A 14,482-nucleotide genomic window follows, 5' to 3' on the forward strand; every position below is an offset into this window, starting at 1 on the left:
TCCCTTCGCAAGCAAACATACTTTTTGATATACTTAGGCTGTGCATGCTTCTGGTTTTGGAAGTTGGGCACAAAAAAAGTATGTTCGGAGGGAACGTACCGATGAATCAAACGCAGTTTAACAACGGTGCAGGTAGCGCCGTCGCCTCGCGGACAAACACAATGCTACCTCGCGTGTTTTTGTTGATGTTCATGGGTTTGACCATGACCGCTATTATCGCGTATGTATTGGGAACAAATCAAAATGTGGTTCAAGCACTCCTGCAAAACTCGGGGATCTTCTGGGGGATCTGGATCGTGCAATTGGTGTTGGTTTTCGGATTGTCGGCCTTGATCAACCGCATTCCCGCCTTTGTGGCCAACATCGCCTTTTTCGTGTATGCAGCGGTAACTGGAGTCAGCTTTTCGGTTCTGATGGTGTTTTTCAGCTTAGATAGCATCGCCGGGGCGTTTTTCATCGCCGCGGGCATGTTTGGCATCAGCGCATTGGTTGGTTACACCACGAAGATGGACCTGTCCAAGATTGGCTTTTTGGCGCTGATGTTGGTGTTGGGTCTGATTTTGGCATCGCTGGTCAATATCTTCTTCCTGAAGAGCGGCATGATCGAATTGATCATCTCTTACGCCATGGTGATTCTGTTCACGATTGTCACTGCATATGATATGCAGACCATCAAGCATATGAGCGAGATGAATATGGACGAAGAGAACGTGAACAAGTATGCGATTTATGGCGCGTTGATGTTGTACATCGACTTCATCATGATCTTCAGAAACTTGCTTGCCATTTTGAACGACGATTAATATGTGGCCCCCTGCAAGTGTTTGCAGGGGGAGTTTTTATATGGAGAAAAGGGTTCCACGCGCATGTGCACTAGGCCAATTGAAGCATAAAATTTTTTAAAGTATTTTGGTGTAAAAGCTCTTGACTCCTGGTGTTCTCCATGTTAAATTATTAATTGTCACTGCTCCCTGATGCAGTGGAAACAGAGAAAAACAAAGAACCATAAAAAGTTCTTGCAAATTGAAATCAAATGCGATATAATGAATCACGTCGCTGATAATTTTAAAATATTCCTCAGTAGCTCAATGGCAGAGCAACCGGCTGTTAACCGGTAGGTTGTAGGTTCGAGTCCTACCTGAGGAGCCAACGCGGAGAGATACTCAAGAGGCCGAAGAGGACGGTTTGCTAAACCGTTAGGGGGCTACTAAGCCCCGCGAGGGTTCGAATCCCTCTCTCTCCGCCATTTATATGCCTTGGCCCGTTGGTGAAGCGGTTTAACACACTAGCCTTTCACGCTAGCATGCAGGGGTTCGAATCCCCTACGGGTCACCAATATGGACGCTTAGCTCAGCTGGGAGAGCATCTGCCTTACAAGCAGAGGGTCGGCGGTTCGATCCCGTCAGCGTCCACCATATTTTGTGGAGCTGTGGTGTAGAGGCCTAACATGCCTGCCTGTCACGCAGGAGATCGCGGGTTCGAATCCCGTCAGCTCCGCCATTTTTCTTGGCGGCCGTGGCGAAGTGGTTAACGCACCGGATTGTGGCTCCGGCATTCGAGGGTTCGATTCCCTCCGGTCGCCCCACTTTGGGGGATAGCCAAGCGGTAAGGCAACGGACTTTGACTCCGTCATGCGTAGGTTCGATCCCTACTCCCCCAGCCATTTTTTTTTGCGAGCCATTAGCTCAGTTGGTAGAGCACCTGACTTTTAATCAGGGTGTCGAAGGTTCGAGTCCTTCATGGCTCACCACAACACATTAAGCAGTTGGGCATGACTGCATGCAGACAGGGTTCAAAATGAGAACGCCTTTTTTTATGCCCATCAACGCCTTATTGTCGGGTTGAACCGACAGTGGGGCGTTTTTTTTGAATAGATCCTATGGTGTGCGGAGTCTTTATGCGTAACTTATAGCAATCAGTAATGCATCATCCACTATCGAGTGGCAAGGATTGCGGGGTGATTTTGTGAAAACGGCGGAGCATTATTTGGAGTTAAGGTATCGGCTACGGAATGTGGCCAATCATTGCTCCATCTATGTCAGTTTGGATGAGTTGGCGTCCATCCTTTATTGTTCTACACGAAATGTGAAACGCATCCTGAGCAATATGCAAGAAGACGGCCTGATCTATTGGAAACCGGGAGGCGGTCGTGGGCACCGGTCCAAACTGCTGTTCAGGTGCTCGTTGGAAGAAGCGTTAACCACCCATATTGATGCTTTGTTGCATCGGGGAGCATTCAAAGAAGCGATTCGTTGGCTTAAACGGGAAGGCATTCCCGCCCGGGTACGGGAACGTTGTTATCGTGAAGTGTTAGCGGCGCTGAGCTTTCCGCGCATTCATGTTAGGGAGATAGAAGGACTAAACCGAACATGGCCATCTGGCATTGTGCCGGCGATGGTTTCCACGAATACAGGAAGGTGGCTGTTTGTGGATGGTCAAGACGGCGATAATAGAAAATAAAAGAGTAGAGAAAGCCCGGCACTGGTCTGCCGGGCTTTTTTATACCTATCTCCCCTGGACAACGTGATGTTGGAAAGATTACTGCGTCCGCCGCTGGATAAGAGGGGCGATGCGGTCGATGCGGTTGGTCCAGATGCCACCTGTGTAGTTTTCTGGCAAATGGTTGAGGTCTTCGGCGGTGTCAAAACCGGCGGAAAACCCATCACCATCCCGGACGAGAATGGTTCGTGTGCCTGCCTCGTTCATCCGGGCTAAGAAACGGTGGGGCCAACCCCACAACCATGGCGCGGCGTAATCGGGAACATGGAGTTGCGTGTGTTTGCATGCGTCTGGTACGATACCGGTCCAACCGATGGCTATGTAAGGAAGCAGACACTTTTTCAGTGAGGCTTTGGACATGGTGCGCAGATGGGGAAGTTGCTGTTCCAGAGCGGCAATGGGTTCATCCCCACCATATACGGTGATCCGGGATAAGCGGTCGGCAGGCAAGGTGGCCAACCGACGGGCTAGTTGAGTTCCTTCCGCAGGGTCGTTGCTTTTCACATGGATCAGCAACTCCTGCTTGGGAAACGCGGCCAGCACTTCGTCAAGCGAAGGCATTAGCCCCACTCCTTTGCCGCGGAATGGAAACGTTTTGCCGCCGTCAGCAGTGTATCCGTAACCGATATCCAACTTCTTCAATTCAGACAGCGTATACTCACGCGTCACGCCGGTAGCATTTGTCCGGCAATCGAGTGTCCAGTCATGAAAAACAGCAAACTGGCCATCTTTGGTGGGGTGAACATCCAATTCCACCATATCGGCTCCGGCGGCAAACGCCGCTCGCATGGATGGGAGCGTATTTTCGAGGTAGGGATGTTCAGGTGGATGAATTCGCTCAGCTGTGCAAGTGTCATTGGTCAGCCCCGTCATGTCGAATGTTTGACCAAGTCCCCGGTGTGCGAGCAACAGGGGCTTTTGAGCGGGTGGGTTGGTGAAGAGCGAGCTGTTGTTGAAATATACGAAAACGATCAAGCCCAGCACCACCCAGAATCGCTTTTTCTTAAGTAGTCGCTTCATCTTTGGTAGCCCTCCATTTCGCGGTTGTCTATTAAATGGAGCAATATGATTGCGGTATGGAATGAATGTTTTCACTTCCCATTTTACTGACGGAGGGTGAAAGAAAAAGGGCTTTTCAGACGTTTTATGTCCCCGTTTTTGCACGCTAGGGGACTAGGGGAGCGACATCTGGGTGGAGGGAACAAAAAAGCGGCTGTTCTATGTCCAGCCGCCTAGTTGTTATTTGTTTATTTTAAGTCGTTGTACAATTTGCTGAGCAGTGTTTGGTTGCGGTCGCTTGACAACTCCCAGAACATGGCGCCAGCCAAGCCTTTGGATTTGAGATAAGCGGTTTTGTGGCCGAAAGATTCCGCATCATCATAGGAAATGAACACTTTGTTGGTTGGATTGTACAGATAGGGCACTTTGGATACTGAATTCCAGTAACGGGTGTAACCGTTTTTATTGATATAGTTGTTTTCTAGGTCAGAGAAGTCGAACACGCCATTTTCCCATGTTCCTTGGGAAGGGCCATTACAGGTTTGGAATTGGCCGTTGTTGGTAGCAGGGCAATCTTTCCAACCGCGCCCGTAGAAGGGCATGCCCAGTACCAATTTGGAGGCGGGAACGCCTTTATTCAGGAAGCCGTTTACAGCAGCGTCAATATTGTAAGTGTCGCGATTTGGATGGGGATCACTGGGGTCCGCATAGAGCGGAGCATTATGTCCATTGGCGTTTTCCCACGCGCCACGGAAATCATAGGTCATGATGTTGATCCAATCAACATAGTTTTTCACTTTGTCCATTTCAGTATTGTCGTTGTAGTAGCTGGGGCTGGCGCCTGCAGCGATGGTCAAAAGATATTGTTTGCCGTCAGCTTGTCCGGCTGCGTCCAGTTTTTCCCGCACTTTTGCAAGGAGCAAGGTAAAGTTTTGCTTATCCTCGGGACGTCCGGGATTTAAACCGCCGCCCACGGGATACTCCCAGTCAAGATCGACGCCGTCAAAACCGTATTGTCTGATGAAACGAACCGCGCTGTCGGCGAAGCGGGTGCGCGATGCGTCAGTGAGGGCTGCATCGGAGAATCCGCCGGACCAAGTCCAACCGCCAACGGAAATCAATGTTTTCAAGTGGGGATATTTCTGCTTCAACTTAGTCAATTGATTGAAATTGCCACGCTGACAGCCAGGATCCCAGCAATCGCCGGGGAACGCTTTATCCGTGTCTGCGTAAGTGTCTCCAACGACGATTTCACCGTTGGCGATGTTAGCAAAGGCGTAATTGAGGTGTGTGATTTTAGAAGCGTCGATATCCGCTACTTGATAGTTTCGTGCATAGGTGGACCAACTGGTATAGTAGGCTACGATCTTGTGTGAGCTGGGGTTGGGATTTGGATTGGTGCCGTTTGCCTTGGTTTTCACTGTCACCGCGTTGCTCGGATCGGATACGTTGCCGGCTTTGTCTTTGGCTTTGACTGTATAGGTGTAAGCGGTGTCCGCGGTTAAACCGGTATCGGTGTAAGTGGTGGCGGTGGCAGTACCCGCTTTGGTGTTGCCGCGATAAATCTCATATTGGGTAACACCGACATTGTCACTGGAAGCGTTCCAAGAGAGGGAGATGGAGGATGCCGTTTGAGCGGTTGAGACGAGGTTGGTCGGTGCAGTGGGCGGCTCCGTGTCGTCTCCAGCGCCATCAGTCAACTTCCACAGCGCAGGAGCGTTGGGCGGCTCCCAACCAGTAAGGGAAGTATGGGATTGTAAGCATTGGTAAACGCTTCCTTGATAAGTCACAACATCGCCTACATTATAAGCGGTATTCGGTTGCCATTCACTGGCCGCTAAGGCGCCTGGCGGCACAAGGGCAACGAGCAGCAACAAAACCATGGCGATACAAAGGAATTTACCTGCTGATCTTCTTCTCATGATGTCACTCCTTTGGTTGTGAGATGGGCAGGATGAATTATGATGACCATTGCAAAGGATATAGACGACTGATTGTATAGACAACTATACGTGATTCGATTATTATTATATAATCTTCATATTATTTAATCAATAATAATGTGCGCTTCTCATTTTTGCATGTAAAAGTAAGAATGATAACTGAACTTGTACACAGACCATGTGAAGCAAGAGCCGTTGGTCTTTCACGAAAAACAACGTTCTTCCTGATTAGGATGAAGACATAATATTCGATCTTAAAAAACCTGTTGACTTTGTGCACTATCCATGTTAAATTTATTCTTGTCGATTGAGAGCGACATGGTATATGAGTTGAAATAAACCGATTTTGTGAGCGGGTGTGGCGGAATTGGCAGACGCACTAGATTTAGGTTCTAGCGCCTCTGGCGTGGGGGTTCAAGTCCCTCCACCCGCACCATGGACTTACACATGCGGTCGTGGTGGAACTGGCAGACACGCTATCTTGAGGGGGTAGTGGTCCCTGACCGTGCGAGTTCGAGTCTCGCCGACCGCACCATTTTCATCATAACTTCGGGGTGTGGCTCAGCTTGGTAGAGCGCCTCGTTCGGGACGAGGAGGTCGCAGGTTCAAATCCTGTCACCCCGACCATGTCAATTGAAACAGCACGATAGTGTACGCGGGTGTAGTTCAGTGGTAGAACATCGGCCTTCCAAGCCGAATGCGAGGGTTCGATTCCCTTCACCCGCTCTGGAGAATGAACGAGGGGACCGTGGCATAAGCTGCGGTCCTTTGTTTATTGCATAGTTGACCATCATGGTGGGAAAAGCTGTGAACAGATCGAAGGATGCGGGCAAAGTGAGATGTTTGGTAAACTGTGTGTGAGTGTGTAGCCGTTGATAGGCGGCTTTCTTCTAATAGAAAGGTTGGGAGAGCCAATTTCTGAAGTTGGGTGATCGTATGGAAAAGGTATGCGTACTGACCACGAAATCGGAACAAATGACCCGGGCGCTGGCGGTTCGGCTGGCCGGATTGCTTCGCGCCGGTGATGTTTTGGCTTTGGAAGGGGACTTGGGCGCTGGAAAAACGGCGTTTGCCAAAGGGATCGCCGAAGGACTCGCTGTCCAGGAAGAGGTAGACAGCCCCACCTTCACGATCATTAAAGAGTATGAAGGCAAGCTTCCGCTTTATCATATGGATGTGTACCGTTTGGATGGCGTGGAAGAAATAGGGCTGGACGATTATTTTTACGGCGACGGCGTGTGTGTGGTCGAATGGGCTTCACGCGTGGAGCCTTGGTTGCCGGAAGAGACGCTGTGGCTCAACTTCTCCGTCCGTGGCGATGGATCGAGGGAGATTGCTTGCTACTCCAGCCATGCGCGGTGGGAATCGGTCTGTAAGGAGTTGGGTGTTGAATGAAGTTATTGGCGATGGACACATCTACGTTGGTGTTGGGTGTGGCCGTTTACGATGCGGAATCGGATCGGGTATTGGGCGAAGTGATGACCAATCTGCATAAAAACCATTCGGTGCGCTTGATGCCTGCGGTGGATCGGTTGCTTGCTGATCTGGAGCTGTCGATTGAGGAGATTGGTGCGTTGGCGGTCACCGCCGGACCAGGCTCCTATACGGGAATTCGCATCGGCGTGACGACGGCGAAGACGATGGCTTGGGCGCGCCAGTTGCCGCTGTACAGCGAATCGAGCTTGACGGTGCTGGCGATGAATGGGTTGAACTATCCCGGTCTGGTGGTGCCGATGTTTGATGCGCGGAGGCAACGGGCATACACGGGCGTATACCGTGGGCAACGGGGAGTGCCGACCGAAGTCTTGCCCCAGCAAGTGATGGAAGTGAGCGCGTTATTGGACTGGTTGCGGGAGCGGGAAGAACCGGTTCTGTTCTTGGGAGATGATGTGGCCAAGTTTCGTGAAAGCATCCGAGAGGCACTGGGTGAGCGAGCCGTGTGGGGCAATGCTGCGGATCACATTCCGCGTGCTGCGCAATTGGCGTGGTTGTGCGGACAGAAATGGAAGGCGCATCAACCGCCAGAGCACGCCGATTTTACGCCGAATTATTTGCAAATCACCGAAGCGGAAGCCAATTGGTTGAAAAAGAGGGGAAAGGCAGAGGCGAATGAGTGAGAAACGTGAGGGGGCCGTCACTTTCCGGCCGATGGAGTTGTTGGATTTGACGCGCATCGCTGAAGTGGAAAACCTCTCCTTTCCCACCCCTTGGCCCAGAAAAGCATTTTATAATGAGCTGGTGCTCAACCAGTTTGCCCACTATACGGTGGTATGTGTCGACGGGGAGATTGTGGGTTATTGCGGGTTTTGGCTGATTTTGGATGAAGCGCACATCACCAATGTAGCCATCCATCCAGATTACCGTGGGCGGGGATTGGGAAAACGGCTGTTGCTTCACGTGATGCAGTTGGCGCGGGAGCTGGGGGCCACTTCCATGACATTGGAAGTACGGGTTTCCAACCATGTGGCCCAGGCGCTGTATGAACAGTTGGGTTTTGTCCGCTCAGGAGTGAGAAAAGCGTATTACACCGATAATAAAGAAGATGCCATAATCATGTGGGTGACATTGCATGAACAAGATGAACAATCAACCTCTCATATTGGGAATTGAAACAAGCTGTGACGAAACATCGGCTGCAGTGGTTCGCGGAGGAACCGAATGCCTGTCCAATGTGATTTCGTCGCAGATGGATGTACACAAGAAATTTGGCGGGGTCGTGCCGGAGGTGGCTTCGCGTCGGCATGTTGAGCGCATCACCTTGATTATTCAGAAGGCCTTGGAAGAGGCGAAGGTGAAGATGGAGGAAATTGATGCAATTGCGGTGACGCAGGGCCCCGGATTGGTGGGTGCTTTGCTCATCGGTGTGACTGCCGCCAAAGCCCTGGCGTATGCTACTGGGAAGCCACTCGTGCCGGTTCACCACATCGCGGGGCACATTTACGCCAATCATTTGGTGGAACCCCTCACCTTTCCGCTGGTTGCCCTTGTTGTATCGGGCGGGCATACGGAGCTGATCCACATGGATCGTCACAACCATTTCCGCCGTCTGGGCAAAACCCGGGATGACGCCGCTGGGGAAGCTTTTGACAAAGTGGCTCGCCTCATGAAGTTGCCGTATCCGGGAGGTCCGCAGATTGACCGATTAGCGGCACAAGGAGAACCCACCTACGATTTGCCGCGGGCTTGGCTGGAGCCCGGGTCGTTTGATTTTAGCTTCAGCGGGTTGAAATCTGCGGTGATGAATTTGATGCACAATGCTAGCCAACGCGGAGAAGAGATTCGGTATGTTGATTTGGCGGCCAGTTTTCAGGAGGCGGCGCTAGACGTGTTGGTGGAGAAATCGATTCGCGCCGCAAAGGAAACCGGTGTAGAGCAATTGGTGTTGGCTGGTGGAGTATCGGCGAACAGCGCCTTGCGCATTCGCTTATTAGAACGATGCAAAGAAGAGGGCATCCGGCTGGCGATCCCGCCGTTGGAGTTGTGCACGGACAACGCGGCGATGATTGCCGCGGCAGGAACATATCAGTTTTTGGACGGCGTGTTGGCTGATTTGGAGCTTAATGCGGATGCCAACTTACCATTAATAAAATAAACGCAAGGTAAGGGATGAGGAGAGTTACTGCCAGGGAGGGCGGTAACTCTTTTTGTGTATAAATTGTGGATGAATTTGTGGATAACCAGTTGCTTGTATACTTCTTGTGATTAAGTTGTGAATAACTTGTGAATGATTGTGGGAAATTTCGCTCGCATAACCTGTTGGAAGATCTTTGAGCTGAACAATTCATTTGTCAAGTAAGTTAGTGTATTATAAATAGAAAGAATATAACAATGATTTGGAATAGGAGACATCCATGATGCATGTGCGCTTGCTGGGGGATCAAGGATTGCTCTTTGAGCTGGATGGGGAAGGCACCCGTCAACACCATGAGCAACTGGTTTATCTGTGCGAGATGTTGGAGCGGCAGAGACCTCCGGGGATTGTGGAATGGATTCCCGGCTTTGCCGGGGTGGCGGTGGTGTATGATCCTTTGCGCACTTCAGCCAAGGCAGTGGAGAGATGGATGCGGCGTCAGGCTGCTAAGTGGCGGCCTGACAAGGAGCAGGTAGCCCGGCGGGTGGTGGAGATTCCTGTCGCTTATGGAGGAGAATGGGGTCCAGATCTGGCTGATGTGGCCAGGTTGAATCACCTGAGTGAGGACGAGGTGATCCGGCTCCACACGGCGCCGACCTATTGGGTGCAGATGATCGGGTTTGTTCCGGGATTTGCATACTTGGGAGGCATGTCTGCCCGCATCGCTACACCGCGGCTGGCTACGCCCAGACCCCGCATCGAGGCAGGAGCGGTCGGAATCGCAGGAAGGCAGACCGGAATTTATCCGCTGGCGACTCCCGGGGGATGGCGAATCATCGGCCGGACCCCCTTAACGCTTTTTCAACCGAACAGTGCCGCTCCCAGTCTGCTGAAGATGGGGGACTACCTCCGCTTTCGGCCTTGTGGGCCGGAGGAATTCTGTGCGCTTCAAGAGGCTAGCCAAGCTGGGATCCCGCCGGTAAAGGTGAGTTGGGAGCATGGAGGGGGGATGTCTGGTGAAGGGAAGCATTGATATAAATGTAGACTTGGGAGAGGGGTTTGGTCGGTATCGGCTGGGAGAGGATGAGGCGTTGTTGCCATGGGTCACGTCTGCCAATATTGCCTGTGGTTACCATGCGGGTGATCCGCAAGTCATGGGGCGGGCAGTCGCACTGGCCAAAAGGCACAAAGTGGCGGTGGGGGCACATCCAGGGTTGCCTGACTTGCTTGGTTTTGGGCGGCGGGAGATGCGTGTGAGTGCTTCCGATGTCTATCATATGACGGTGTACCAAGTGGGCGCGTTGCTGGCGTTTACTCGCGCGCATCAGGTTCGTTTGCATCATGTCAAGCCGCACGGAGCGCTGTACAACATGGCAGAGCGGGAACCTGCATTGGCGGAGGCATTGGCGCAGGCGGTCGTTGACGTTGATCCTACTCTGGTCTTGTATGCTTTGGCAGGGGGGTTGTTGGCGAAAGCCGGACGGGAACAAGGGCTGGTTGTTGCTGAAGAAGTGTTTGCTGATCGCACTTACCAAGCTGATGGGAAGTTGACACCCCGCACTAATCCGCAGGCGGTGATTACTGACCCGGCGGAAGCGGTGGCACAGGTTCTCACCATGATAAAGGAAGGGGTGGTGGAAACGCTAGATGGCGGCAAACACCCCATCCAAGCGGACACGGTTTGCCTGCATGGGGATCATCCGCATGCACCTGCATTGGCTCAGGCGTTGCGCCGACGATTGCAAGCGGAGGGCATCACTGTCAGGCCGGTGGGGAAAGGCCGATGATTCGCGTGCTGTCCCCCGGGTTGCTGACAACGGTGCAAGATCTCGGCCGCCCAGGATTTCAGCGGTTTGGCGTGAGTGTCGGCGGGGCGCTGGATGCGGTGGCTCTTCAGCTAGGGAATATTCTGGTCGGGAATACACCGGAAGCGGCGGGATTGGAAATGACGCTACAAGGTCCGGTACTTGAGGCGGAAACCGATCTTTTGATCGCTATCACTGGTTCCGACTTGGGGGCGCGACTCGCGGGTAAGCCAGTGCCGTTGTGGAAGAGTTTGTGGTGGCGCAAGGGAGAGCAGTTAACAGTGCGGGGGAAACCCCTTGGTGCGCGCGCATACTTATCAGTGGCCGGGGGAGTGGATGTGCCCAGCCTGTTGGGGAGCCGATCCACTTATCTCACTGCCGGAATGGGGGGATGGCGGGGACGGCCTCTGCGCCGGGGTGATCGATTGCCAATCGGTTCTTTTCGTGGCCAGGTGGCCAAAGAAGGACGACTGTTGCCCCCTTCATGCCGACCTGTTTACCGGCAAGGCGCTCCGATCCGGGTGATTCTGGGCCCACATCAAGATGCATTCACAACGGAGGCCTTGGAGGCTTTTTTCAATACTCCCTACACGGTGACCCCACAAATGAATCGGATGGGGGTTAAGCTGGACGGTGTTCCATTGACCCATGAGAAAGGCGCAGACATCTTGTCTGGCGCGGTGACCTGCGGTTCCATTCAAGTCCCCGCCGACGGTCAGCCCATCCTTTTGCTGGCCGAACGGCAAACCACAGGGGGATATGCACAGATCGCTACTGTGAGTACAGTCGATCTCCCTCAGATTGCCCAAGCGTTGCCGGGTGACCGTTTGCGCTTTCAACCCGTCACCTTGGACGAAGCGCAACGATGCCTGCGGAGACAACGTCAATTTCTGCGATTACTCCGGGTGCATGCGGGGTTATAAACCATGGAGCGGATGTTACTTAGACACCCGCTCCTATCAGGGAATTGGTGATTACTCCGCCCATTCCGCCCATTCATCGGTCTTTTGTTCCAAGTCTGCTTCCAGCGAACGCAATTCATTTTGTAAAGAGGCGCTCTGCTCCGGATCGCTGAACACTTCCGGCTTGCACAGCTCGTTGTGAATGGCGGCGATTTTGCTTTCCAGTTCTGCGATCTCTTTCTCCAACTGGTCGATCATTTGTTGTCGTTTCTTGCGCTGGCGTTTTTCTTCTTTCTCACGTTGACGGTAAGCTTCTGCTTGTTTGGCCTTTGCGTCGTCATCCGCTTTGGTGGCAGGCTGTTCTTTTTTCTCCAATGCTTCTAACGCCTTTTTTTCAAGATAGCGTTCATAATCTCCCACATAATCTTTTATCCCGTCCGGGGTCAATTCCCAGATCCTCGTCGCCAGGCGATTGATGAAGTACCGGTCGTGGGAGACGAACAACAGAGTGCCCGGATAATCTTCCAGCGCTTCTTCCAACCGTTCTTTGCTTACCATGTCCAAGTGGTTGGTAGGCTCGTCCATCAACAGGAAATTGGCTTGGTTTAACAGGCGTTTGCACAGGGAAAGACGGGCTTTTTCGCCGCCGCTTAACGCTCCAACTTGTTTGAACACATCATCGCCGCTGAACAAAAATTGCCCTAGATAAGAGCGGATGGTGGTCTGATCCAAGTTGGGGTAATCATCCCACAGCTCGTCAATGACTTGCTTGTCGGGGTGCAATTCTTTCTGTTCCTGATCATAATAATCCAACTCCACTTGCACGCCCCATTTCAGGTTGCCTGCAAGGGGTTGAAGCTTGCCTGCGATGGTTTTTAAGAGGGTGGATTTGCCCATTCCGTTGGGGCCGAGCAAGGCGATGTGCTCACCGCGCTCGATCTGGAAAGAAAGCCCGCTCATAAGCGGTTGGTCGTAGCCGATAGTCAAATCGGTGGCCGCTAGGACTTCTTTGCCGCTTGTCACGGCGGTTTCAAAGCGGATGGCTGCTTCTCGTCGCTGGTCTGCGGGTCGTTCAAGTCGTTCGATCTTTTCCAACGCTTTGCGTCGGCTTTGTGCCCGCTTGGTGGTGGAGGCGCGGGCGATATTCTTTTGAATAAACTCCTCCATCTTTTTAATCTCAGCTTGTTGGCTTTCATACCGTTTGAGATCATGTAGCCGTTTTTCCTCTTTTAATTGTACGTACTTGGTGTAATTGCCGACATAGCGGGTGAGGTGGTGATGTTCCAGCTCATAGATCACAGTGACCAACCGGTCGAGGAAATACCGATCGTGCGAAACGATGAGGAGCGAACCGCTATAGTTGCTCAATGTTTGTTCCAACCAAGCGACTGCCTGCATATCCAGGTAGTTGGTCGGCTCGTCCAAAATCAACAGATCGGGTTCTTCCAACAACATTTTAGCCAGAGCCATGCGGGTTTTTTGTCCTCCGCTCAGTTCATTGACCCGAGTTCGCTTCCAATCGAAATCACCCAATCCCAATCCGTGCAAGGCCCCACGAATGCGGGCTTCAAACGCATAGCCGCCTTTCTCTTCAAAGGTTTCTTGCAATTTGGCGTAACGCTCGGTGATTTTTTGATAAAGGTCAGCGTCGGAATAAACCTGTTCTAGGCCCATTTCGTGTTCAAGGGAGCGCATTTCCTTCTCCAGATCTAACAGATCGGCAAAGACGGATAAAAGCTCGTTCCAGATCGTTTCCTCTGAGGAGAAGCCAGTGTTTTGCGCAAGATAGCCCAAGCGCGTTTTTTTGGACATCTGGATTTCCCCGTGATCAGGGGCGGTTTCACCGATGATGATTTTGAGCAACGTGGATTTGCCCGCACCGTTGGGTCCGATCAGCCCAATCCGTTCATGCTCGTTTACCTGTATGTGGACATCTTCGAGCACTGTGGTTCCGCCGTAAGATTTATGGATATGTTTTGCTTGCAATAGCATGATGTCACCTCGTTCATTCATTCACTACCCAGTGTAATAAAGACGCGGAACGAGAGCAAACGTGCTCGCTGGCGGAAGCGTGAGTGTCAGATAACAAGAAAAAATGTTTTCTGGTAAAATAATGAGGATTAACATAAAATTGAAGGATGAAGCTCTCATGTCCAACAAAGAAACGTTGCGCAAGCGACAACTGGAGCTCAGGAACCAGCTTGCTCCCGAATATATGAAAGAAAGTTCAGAACGCATCTGCCAGCGTTTGATCGAGCATCCCGTGTTTCAACAGTCTACCATGATTGGTTTTTACATGCCATTTCGAAATGAAGTGGATGTGCGGATGTCGATGGAAACCGCGCTTCAGCAAGGCAAACGAGTGGCCTTGCCGAAAGTGATCAGGGAAACTCGTGGGATGAGTTGGTATGAAGTCAGCAGTTTGCAGGAGTGTGTAGTAGGGGCTTATGGCATTTTGGAACCGCCGGCAATTTCGGAACGGCAGGTAGCAGACACAAGGCTGGAAGCGGTCATTGTGCCTGGAGTCGCCTTTGATCTCGCCGGGTATCGACTGGGTTATGGAGGGGGGTATTATGATCGGTTGTTCGAGCGGCAAGCCAAGGCTTGGCGCATCGGTGTCGCTTATGAAGAGCAGATTGTGCCAACCGTTTATCCTGAACCTCATGATCAACCATTGCACCTGCTGATCAGTTCCGAGAGGGAGATGTCATTTGCGCGGGCCTGATCCGTTGGTACGGAAGAGAAGCTCCGCCAAAATGGCGA

The 14,482-nt window shown here is 52.0% G+C and carries 13 protein-coding genes and 12 tRNA genes; 22 read left to right on the plus strand and 3 right to left on the minus strand.

All coding sequences use genetic code 11. The features are described from left to right. Window positions 1-101 precede the first annotated feature (101 nt). From EDC32_RS15050 to EDC32_RS15095, 10 genes are all read left to right on the plus strand, one after another. On the plus strand, window positions 102-803 hold the full coding sequence (locus EDC32_RS15050) for a Bax inhibitor-1/YccA family protein (protein WP_158283406.1): 702 nt from the start codon (window positions 102-104) through the stop codon (window positions 801-803). A gap of 271 nt (window positions 804-1,074) precedes the next feature. Then, window positions 1,075-1,149 (plus strand) — tRNA-Asn (locus EDC32_RS15055). 4 nt (window positions 1,150-1,153) lie between these two features. Next, window positions 1,154-1,246: transfer RNA gene (locus EDC32_RS15060), tRNA-Ser, on the plus strand. A gap of 12 nt (window positions 1,247-1,258) precedes the next feature. Continuing rightward, a tRNA-Glu gene (locus EDC32_RS15065) sits at window positions 1,259-1,335 on the plus strand. 4 nt (window positions 1,336-1,339) lie between these two features. Then, window positions 1,340-1,415: transfer RNA gene (locus EDC32_RS15070), tRNA-Val, on the plus strand. 8 nt (window positions 1,416-1,423) lie between these two features. Then, window positions 1,424-1,500 (plus strand) — tRNA-Asp (locus EDC32_RS15075). A gap of 9 nt (window positions 1,501-1,509) precedes the next feature. After that, window positions 1,510-1,585 (plus strand) — tRNA-His (locus EDC32_RS15080). Window positions 1,586-1,588: 3 nt separating this feature from the next. Beyond that, a tRNA-Gln gene (locus EDC32_RS15085) sits at window positions 1,589-1,663 on the plus strand. 11 nt (window positions 1,664-1,674) lie between these two features. After that, window positions 1,675-1,750: transfer RNA gene (locus EDC32_RS15090), tRNA-Lys, on the plus strand. Between the two features lie 200 nt (window positions 1,751-1,950). Continuing rightward, window positions 1,951-2,460, plus strand: coding sequence for an SgrR family transcriptional regulator (locus EDC32_RS15095; protein WP_158283407.1), 510 nt, complete (start codon window positions 1,951-1,953; stop codon window positions 2,458-2,460). A 78-nt stretch (window positions 2,461-2,538) separates the two neighbouring features. On the opposite strand, the gene EDC32_RS15100 is transcribed toward EDC32_RS15095, so the two are convergent. Continuing rightward, on the minus strand, window positions 2,539-3,519 hold the full coding sequence (locus EDC32_RS15100) for a glycerophosphodiester phosphodiesterase family protein (RefSeq protein WP_132223538.1): 981 nt from the start codon (window positions 3,517-3,519) through the stop codon (window positions 2,539-2,541). Between the two features lie 227 nt (window positions 3,520-3,746). Further along, the gene (locus tag EDC32_RS15105; RefSeq protein ID WP_246026970.1) at window positions 3,747-5,420 is read right to left on the minus strand and encodes a glycosyl hydrolase family 18 protein; all 1,674 of its coding nucleotides are present in this window, start codon (window positions 5,418-5,420) and stop codon (window positions 3,747-3,749) included. A 373-nt stretch (window positions 5,421-5,793) separates the two neighbouring features. Between EDC32_RS15105 and EDC32_RS15110 the strand changes: the two genes are divergently transcribed. The 11 genes from EDC32_RS15110 to EDC32_RS15160 all read left to right on the plus strand — a co-directional run bounded on the left by EDC32_RS15110 (window position 5,794) and on the right by EDC32_RS15160 (window position 11,740). Then, window positions 5,794-5,877: transfer RNA gene (locus EDC32_RS15110), tRNA-Leu, on the plus strand. Between the two features lie 13 nt (window positions 5,878-5,890). Next, window positions 5,891-5,976, plus strand: a tRNA-Leu gene (locus EDC32_RS15115). A 15-nt stretch (window positions 5,977-5,991) separates the two neighbouring features. Further along, window positions 5,992-6,068: transfer RNA gene (locus tag EDC32_RS15120), tRNA-Pro, on the plus strand. Between the two features lie 28 nt (window positions 6,069-6,096). Further along, window positions 6,097-6,167, plus strand: a tRNA-Gly gene (locus EDC32_RS15125). A 210-nt stretch (window positions 6,168-6,377) separates the two neighbouring features. Beyond that, window positions 6,378-6,836: a tRNA (adenosine(37)-N6)-threonylcarbamoyltransferase complex ATPase subunit type 1 TsaE gene (tsaE, locus tag EDC32_RS15130; protein WP_132223541.1), complete on the plus strand. Its 459-nt coding sequence runs from the start codon at window positions 6,378-6,380 to the stop codon at window positions 6,834-6,836. Continuing rightward, window positions 6,833-7,558 carry a tRNA (adenosine(37)-N6)-threonylcarbamoyltransferase complex dimerization subunit type 1 TsaB gene (gene tsaB / locus EDC32_RS15135; protein WP_102991374.1) on the plus strand — a complete coding sequence of 242 codons (726 nt, stop codon included), beginning with the start codon at window positions 6,833-6,835 and terminating at the stop codon, window positions 7,556-7,558. The genes tsaE and tsaB overlap by 4 nt, the downstream gene beginning before the upstream one ends. Then, a complete protein-coding gene (gene rimI / locus EDC32_RS15140) occupies window positions 7,551-8,051 on the plus strand; it encodes a ribosomal protein S18-alanine N-acetyltransferase (RefSeq protein ID WP_132223544.1) in 501 nt (166 codons plus the stop codon). The genes tsaB and rimI overlap by 8 nt, the downstream gene beginning before the upstream one ends. Continuing rightward, the gene (gene tsaD / locus EDC32_RS15145) at window positions 8,020-9,033 is read left to right on the plus strand and encodes a tRNA (adenosine(37)-N6)-threonylcarbamoyltransferase complex transferase subunit TsaD (protein WP_029072123.1); all 1,014 of its coding nucleotides are present in this window, start codon (window positions 8,020-8,022) and stop codon (window positions 9,031-9,033) included. Before rimI ends, tsaD begins: the two co-directional genes overlap by 32 nt. Before the next feature lie 259 nt (window positions 9,034-9,292). Continuing rightward, window positions 9,293-10,045 (plus strand): 5-oxoprolinase subunit PxpB, encoded by a 753-nt coding sequence (pxpB, locus tag EDC32_RS15150; RefSeq protein WP_132223547.1) that lies wholly within the window; start codon window positions 9,293-9,295, stop codon window positions 10,043-10,045. Next, on the plus strand, window positions 10,011-10,799 hold the full coding sequence (locus EDC32_RS15155) for a LamB/YcsF family protein (protein WP_132223550.1): 789 nt from the start codon (window positions 10,011-10,013) through the stop codon (window positions 10,797-10,799). The genes pxpB and EDC32_RS15155 overlap by 35 nt, the downstream gene beginning before the upstream one ends. Beyond that, window positions 10,796-11,740, plus strand: coding sequence for a 5-oxoprolinase subunit C family protein (locus tag EDC32_RS15160; protein ID WP_132223553.1), 945 nt, complete (start codon window positions 10,796-10,798; stop codon window positions 11,738-11,740). Before EDC32_RS15155 ends, EDC32_RS15160 begins: the two co-directional genes overlap by 4 nt. Before the next feature lie 51 nt (window positions 11,741-11,791). Here EDC32_RS15160 and abc-f read toward each other — a convergent pair whose 3' ends face one another. Continuing rightward, on the minus strand, window positions 11,792-13,711 hold the full coding sequence (gene abc-f / locus EDC32_RS15165) for a ribosomal protection-like ABC-F family protein (protein ID WP_211341942.1): 1,920 nt from the start codon (window positions 13,709-13,711) through the stop codon (window positions 11,792-11,794). Window positions 13,712-13,868: 157 nt separating this feature from the next. Between abc-f and EDC32_RS15170 the strand changes: the two genes are divergently transcribed. Next, a complete protein-coding gene (locus EDC32_RS15170) occupies window positions 13,869-14,444 on the plus strand; it encodes a 5-formyltetrahydrofolate cyclo-ligase (RefSeq protein WP_158283408.1) in 576 nt (191 codons plus the stop codon). Window positions 14,445-14,482: the final 38 nt, after the last annotated feature.

It is taken from the genome of Laceyella sacchari (assembly GCF_004343255.1).
GTDB lineage: Bacteria > Bacillota > Bacilli > Thermoactinomycetales > Thermoactinomycetaceae > Laceyella > Laceyella sacchari.